The 6,244-nt window shown below is 49.4% G+C and carries 7 protein-coding genes; 1 reads left to right on the forward strand and 6 read right to left on the reverse strand.

Annotated features, from left to right (window positions below; translation table 11 throughout):
* Nucleotides 1-61: 61 nt before the first annotated feature.
* The 5 genes from VMC84_RS12750 to VMC84_RS12770 all read right to left on the reverse strand — a co-directional run bounded on the left by VMC84_RS12750 (nucleotide 62) and on the right by VMC84_RS12770 (nucleotide 4,884).
* Complete coding sequence (locus tag VMC84_RS12750) at nucleotides 62-1,912, reverse strand: hypothetical protein (protein ID WP_325381250.1); 1,851 nt, start codon at nucleotides 1,910-1,912, stop codon at nucleotides 62-64.
* Nucleotides 1,913-2,443: 531 nt separating this feature from the next.
* Nucleotides 2,444-2,956, reverse strand: coding sequence for a DUF2284 domain-containing protein (locus VMC84_RS12755; RefSeq protein ID WP_325381238.1), 513 nt, complete (start codon nucleotides 2,954-2,956; stop codon nucleotides 2,444-2,446).
* 592 nt (nucleotides 2,957-3,548) lie between these two features.
* On the reverse strand, nucleotides 3,549-3,824 hold the full coding sequence (locus tag VMC84_RS12760) for a hypothetical protein (protein WP_325381240.1): 276 nt from the start codon (nucleotides 3,822-3,824) through the stop codon (nucleotides 3,549-3,551).
* Nucleotides 3,802-4,473, reverse strand: a complete 672-nt coding sequence (locus tag VMC84_RS12765; protein WP_325381242.1) for an energy-coupling factor ABC transporter permease — start codon at nucleotides 4,471-4,473, stop codon at nucleotides 3,802-3,804. Before VMC84_RS12765 ends, VMC84_RS12760 begins: the two co-directional genes overlap by 23 nt.
* 207 nt (nucleotides 4,474-4,680) lie before the next feature.
* Nucleotides 4,681-4,884 carry a DUF2284 domain-containing protein gene (locus tag VMC84_RS12770; RefSeq protein WP_325381244.1) on the reverse strand — a complete coding sequence of 68 codons (204 nt, stop codon included), beginning with the start codon at nucleotides 4,882-4,884 and terminating at the stop codon, nucleotides 4,681-4,683.
* 120 nt (nucleotides 4,885-5,004) lie between these two features.
* Here VMC84_RS12770 and VMC84_RS12775 point away from each other — a divergent pair, with 120 nt between their 5' ends.
* On the forward strand, nucleotides 5,005-5,556 hold the full coding sequence (locus VMC84_RS12775) for a hypothetical protein (RefSeq protein ID WP_325381246.1): 552 nt from the start codon (nucleotides 5,005-5,007) through the stop codon (nucleotides 5,554-5,556).
* 88 nt (nucleotides 5,557-5,644) lie between these two features.
* On the opposite strand, the gene VMC84_RS12780 is transcribed toward VMC84_RS12775, so the two are convergent.
* A partial coding sequence (locus VMC84_RS12780; protein WP_325381248.1) for an SDR family oxidoreductase occupies nucleotides 5,645-6,244 on the reverse strand: 600 nt, incomplete at its 5' end.

A 6,244-nucleotide genomic window follows, 5' to 3' on the forward strand; every position in this document is an offset into this window, starting at 1 on the left:
GCTTTCGTGTTGAAAAACCCACGGGCTGTACGAAAGTCGAAAATATGGCAAAGGACTTTACCTAAGGCGATGGCTTTTCATCCGAGATGTCGTAATGCCCCTGCCCGGGCTGTGAGTCACCGCTCTCGTCGATCTCCTGCGGCGGTAATTCTTCAATCGGATAATCCTCTACTTCCGGCTGCTTATCGGGCAGGTCGATGATGTTGAAGATGCCATGGGCTTCGGTCAGGTCAAAAACGGCCGCATAGTCGAGCATCGTCTGCCTCAATTCCTTGGACGCCGCTATATCCTGAAGCTGCACGACAGCGGCGTTGAGGCTATTGATATCCGAGTCCTCGCGATAGATGAGCACGAGCTCTTTGAGCGGCGCATAGGCGATCACGCGGTCGCCAAGGTTCAGCTTCATCGCGTCCAGCAGGCCCTTCACGAAGGCCGGATGTACCATGATGTCGCAGGCGTTGTTGCTTAAGGCGCCCAGGATGATGTCGTTTCCAAACTTGCCGGCGTGCGCCTCGACGTTTATGCGCAGGCTGTCCAGCTCCTGCTCGAAAGCGTCGTCCAGGTCCTTGCGCTCCGCGAGCCATTCTGCCAGGTCGGTCTTCCGGACGGGGTTCACGTGCTCGCCGCACGCCGTCGAGTAGACGACAATTGCGTTCTCCCGCTCCTCGTAGACCAGGTCAAAGGCGCCCGGCGTGGACTTCAGCCACGAGGACGGCTCTATGGACTTGAGGATGAACGCCTGGCGGCCGCATTTACATACCGGCTGGAACTTCTCGTTCTTGCTCAGCGAATCCTGCAACTCCGATACCAGGCTCCTCGCCCCGCCCTTCGGTATCTGGGCATATGGGTCAATCTTTTGTGACTCCCCCGTGCGGGGGTTGATGATTTCGAGCATGTCGCCGTCGAGGGCGAAATCGTATGCCGGCAGGTCCCGGCGTAATACCTTCAATAGCGACTCGGCAGAGTAAACACGGTTGACGGCGATATCCAGCTTCTCATCGATGGCCTCCTGCAGAGTCTTACCCCGGTAAGCGGCGGAGCGGATGATATCCTTAAATGAAAATGTGGCGGTAAAGGGCTTTTTCGTTATGCGGCAGGTGTCTTCCTTGATGGTATAGTCGATGTCCTCGCGCTTGAGCGTGCTCTCGACCAGCTTTTTGACCATCTGGGAGTCGATGACGGCCGAGGCGTCGATGCGTCCCCCGCGAATGTCTTCCACGAACTCGGGCATCCATTCCTTGAAGGAGTCCTTAAACTGCTCTTTCTCGTTATCTATCTCGATTAGCTTAATGACCACGGCACTGCTGCCCGGCCAGCTCGGGCCGACGATTTCCCTGGTCGAGACGTTAGCGTGGGGAGTATCGCCAGGTAAGGCCGCGATGACGTAGCCCTTCTCGATGTTGTAGACCTGGATGCTCTTTGTTTCTTTTACCGTGCTGAGCATGCGCTTCCAGGTCTCCCGGACGCTGAACACGTGGCCAAAAGCGTCGTACATGTAGCGGAAGTCAATGATGTTTTGCAGGGCCTCACGCGTGCCGTGCATGTCCATCCGGTAGAAGGCGACGAACTCGCTGTCCGCCGTGACCTCGGCCTCGAGGTCCAGGCCCACGTCGGGGAAAAAGTGGCTGTACTGGGCGATCACGATATTCTTATAGTTCAATTTGTTGCCGCAGACGCAGGTATGTGTCTCAAAACGGTATCCTGAGACGGTGTGCAGGAAGCTGTCCAGGCTAAGCGTGTGGAAGAACAGCGGCTTCATGACCGTGTTATTATGCGAGCAGCGGGGGCAGAAGAAAGTGATGATAGCCCCGTCGTTGTGTTTTTTTTCATTGATGGCATATAGCCTGGCTTCGACTAGCTTTTCGACATATTTAGGGTGGAGACTATCCTTCCCCTGTTCCGGCACCGTCATAATGAACAAGGTTTATAACGTAATCCTATACTATAATCTTTTTTCTCCATACCCCGTGAAAAAGCTGTTTTAATCTTTTAGTACTTATTTAAGTTGCTAAAATCTGAATGAACGATTTTTATGTAAAAGATGTTTCGCTGAATAACTCTCGAATTTTAAGCTTCGTAAGTTACGAAGGACACTATTTCTCACCACGAAGGCACGATGGCACAATGTTTCACAAAGTTTCTTTTAAATGTAAGGTACAAAGGACCCAAAGCACGGTTCATTAGCGATTAAGGCTCAAAGGATACAATGGCACATAGGAATGAACATATGAGCACTTTTTATCATATCGCCTTTGGAACCTTTGTGCCTCAAACCCTAAAAAGCGGGCTTTGTATCTTCGTGCTCTTACACTTAAAAAAAGACATTGTGGGCCATTGTGCCATGGTGCATTCGTGGTGAGAAATAGTGTCCTTCGTAAACTCCGTGAACTTAAATCGACAAATTCTGCACAGTATGTAAAAGATAAAAATTGGCCCGAAATATTTATTCTATAAGGACCAGCGAATAGCGGTTCATCTGGCAGGACGTGTCCTTCAGCACCTCGATGAAGAACCCGTTGTTCCGCGCAGTGCTGAAGACGTCGATGCCGCAGCTTTCCATCGACGGCCGGGCCTTCTCGGGATGCCGGCAAACGTTCAGTGAGCACTCGCCGCAGAGATTACAAGGTCCGCAGCCCAGGGCGAATGCCTTGTGGTAGCCGTCCAGGAATATATCTCTCTCAAGGGTCGCCGCGATATCTGTCATGTCCTTTCTATGCTCGAAATCGCTTTTAACGTGTAACAGGAGCGCATTCTGATAGCTGTCCAGCAATTCCCTAGTTTCCTTATAATTCGGCGTGTTCGGCGGGCAGCAGAGGCTGCTGTTATAGCCGTCGCAGCCGTAGCGGCACTTCCAGCGGACCCAGGCCGAGGTAACGACGCTGTCCGGCTTGATGATCTTCGCATCGGTGGCGCCGAGCTTAAGCGCTTTTTTGATGTACTTATCGTATTTCTTCATGATGGCACGACCATTAAGAGCTTCATTGTTGCCCTGTCGTATTGCAATTATCGCAATTCTCGTGATGGTCTTTTGAATTCTGTTTTATATATCGAATTAATCCAAACTTGTCTGCCATTCCCAGGGTTAACATGCTCAACGATCCGAGCAGGCACATGGGGCATGGGCAGAGCGTGATGCCGAAGATGCTCCAGGCAACGCCTACTGCCAGGGGCGTATTGCCTTTATGGGTAATGTCATGTAACCTATACTTGGTAATCTGCATGGAAAATCTACTCTATTATTACAAAGCTTGTTCTTATAAATGTGATTGTAACTGGATTTATTAGGTGCATGGTCATTAATCGCTTTTATTATGTTATAATTATATATAATTGAATTTTATATTTTTCTTCGAGGTTATTAATTTGCCAACACATGAAGGAGAAAAGTCTCATCAGCATTGCTCCGCCTGTGGCGGGGAAATGAAAGGAAATGTTTGTGGATCTTGCGGAAAGCCGCCTGCCCAATGCACATGTAAAAAATGAGCGTAAGCTCTAAAAACTGTCACTTTTTACTAGCCTTTTTCATTAAAAAATTAAACTTGTATTGCTTATTTCCCATATTTTACGTATAAGGCTCCGGCAATGACAAGCAGCAAGGCCAGTATAACGATGTAGGATAAGTTGTTGCCTTCCACATCGAAGCCGAATATGCTAAAGTTATTGCCGTCATCGGATGGGGCGGGCAAACCCACGGCGCTGGCGAACCTGGTTTCCAGGTCCTGATCGCCCGTCTTCACATAGGCGTAGAGGCACACGGCAAGGACTATGACTATCAGGGCCGCGAATATGACTATCCCTGTCTTATTGCTTTGTTGTTGTGGCAACGGGGGCCACCTCCTGGAGCATGTCCGGCCTGACCCTTTGAATATACGATACCACGTACCCCGTGACGACGGATTCGATAATCGCGACGCCCATGTTCACGGCGACGAGCAGCGACAACCCATAGAGCGTGTCCGTCATGGTCTGGTTTACGCCCTGGATGCCCGATATGAGGATTATAGCCACCATGATCACGTTACCCACGAAAAGCCCGACTAAAGTGCCGACGGCGGCCTTCGAGAAAGTATCCGCACCGATCTTTTCCATCGCCTTATATACCCCGTAGGCGGTCGTGACCTCGGCCATGTTGACCAGGAAGTTGGCGCCTATCATGCCCCATCCTCCGTGGCCGATGGCGGCCGATAGGATGTTCACGATGAGCACGATGATACCGCCAATCGCCGGCCCTACGAGTATGCCGGTGAGCGAGGTCAGGTTCATGTGGACGCCGCCGAACAGGGGCAGGTTTACCTGGAATATCGCAAATGATGCGGCCGTACACATCGCCGCCACCGTTATTGTCCTATTATCTATTTTTTTTATCCGGGTAACCCAGAATACACATAAAGCCAGGACCACTATCGCGATGATAAACCAGATTATTATCCATTGTATTGAAAATGCTCCGTCTTCGAGATGTATATGTGCCATATATTATCACTAAAGCGGAACTGTACCGCTCCAATTGGTAACTACTCAATCCATGAATATAAAGTTTGGGTATACCCCAAAAATTTAGTATTAATAGCTTAATCCATAACAATGGCAATATATTTGATAAAATTTTGAATTCAAGCACTGTGCTCCTATCACGTCGACTTATTATCCATTGGCTATGTATCGCAATGTAATAATATATTAACAAATTTTGGTACTACACCAAATATCATAAGTATCCGGGGTGTTCGGCGGGCAGCAGAGGCTGCTGTTATAGCCGTCGCAGCCGTAGCGGCACTTCCAGCGGACCCAGGCCGAGGTAACGACGCTGTCCGGCTTGATGATCTTCGCATCGGTGGCGCCGAGTTTGAGCGCCTTCTTAATGAACTTATCGTACTTCTTCATGGTGACACGACTAAGAAGAATGGTCGTATACAGGCTTTAGCCTTTCTGGAGAAACCGGAAGAATTATAACCGGTTTATAGCATATAATTATAATATTAAACGCTTAGGGGGGTATTATGTATGGATGGTTTGCAGATCTTTTTAAATAATTTGGTGTTATTTCCATTTTTCCTGGCTATATCATTGGTAATCGGGGGATTCGCCGCATTATACGCCCTGCCTCTGCAATACGTTGAGGCCCGCCTTAAGATTAAGTATAGGTATATCGCGTACGGTCTTCCACCAGTAATAATCGTGCTGTGGCTATTGTGGGAGGCCTCGCAGGAATACCCCGGCCCCATGCTTCCCCTTATAAACATGACATCCATGTTCGTCATATATCCCCTATCAGCAGTAGCGATTCTTCCTTTAACCTACCGCTTTGTACACCCAAAGAATTCCTGGTGGATGGCACTATTGGCGACTATGTTTGCCATGACTGTTTCATTCATGATGCACTACCAAGACGCTGCTATCCCTCCCCAAGGCCCGCCCCCGACGTATGTTAATAACTTGGCGAATGGGACGACGGCCGTATTGGAAATGATGGCATATGCGGCAGTGGGCTATGCTATCCTAATCGGTATAATAAAGATATTAAATTTTTATAAGGGAAGAAGAGCTAAATCATGACATTTGGCGAAATGCGACCAAATACCTTTTGAAAGTAGACTCTTTATTATAAACAGTTTCAGTGGTTAACAAAAAGAATAAAAATAGCTTACCTGTGCCCCATGCGGTTGGCCAAGTTCGGGTCCTGTACGCGGATCTCATACTCGTCGTTCTCGAATGCTTTCATGGCAGGCTTCACAAGCTCAGCGGTCGTGATGCCAAAGTACGTCTGGCCCCTTGCTTTCCTGGCGCCCTTATCCAGATTCGTATCAACCATAGGCGGTATAAGTTCGAACACCTTGACAGGCGTACCTTCCAGTTGCTGTCTGAGTGTCAGGCTAAAGGAATGCATGGCAGCCTTGGTGGCACAATACACCGGCATCGCAGGCATCGGATAGAACGCTAGTCCCGACGAGACGTTCACGACCGCCGCCTCTTTCTGCTTTAACAGGTGCGGTACACATAAAGCGGTTAAATATACCGGCGCCCGGAAGTTCACTTCTATCTCATCTTCTCCATCCTCCGCCCGGTGATTCAGCAGGTCCGCCGTACCCTTCTTGAAGTCGATCATGCGCTGGATGCCAGCGTTGTTCACTAAGATGTTCAGGTCCTTGAAATTGGATACTGCCCAATCAAAGAGCGCTTCGCGCTCCGGCTCCTTCGAGACATCGCACTTCTTGACATTCAGCTTCGGCAGCTTCTTCTTCGC

The sequence above is a fragment of the Methanocella sp. genome (assembly GCF_035506375.1).
GTDB lineage: Archaea > Halobacteriota > Methanocellia > Methanocellales > Methanocellaceae > Methanocella.

What these genes read in the sequence shown, in the direction of transcription:
- VMC84_RS12750 (WP_325381250.1), bottom strand. Translation starts at nt 1,912, where the DNA reads ATGACGGTGCCGGAACAGGGGAAGGATAGTCTCCACCCTAAATATGTC.
- VMC84_RS12755 (WP_325381238.1), bottom strand. Translation starts at nt 2,956, where the DNA reads ATGAAGAAATACGATAAGTACATCAAAAAAGCGCTTAAGCTCGGCGCC.
- VMC84_RS12765 (WP_325381242.1), bottom strand. Translation starts at nt 4,473, where the DNA reads ATGGCACATATACATCTCGAAGACGGAGCATTTTCAATACAATGGATA.
- VMC84_RS12770 (WP_325381244.1), bottom strand. Translation starts at nt 4,884, where the DNA reads ATGAAGAAGTACGATAAGTTCATTAAGAAGGCGCTCAAACTCGGCGCC.
- VMC84_RS12775 (WP_325381246.1), top strand. Translation starts at nt 5,005, where the DNA reads ATGGATGGTTTGCAGATCTTTTTAAATAATTTGGTGTTATTTCCATTT.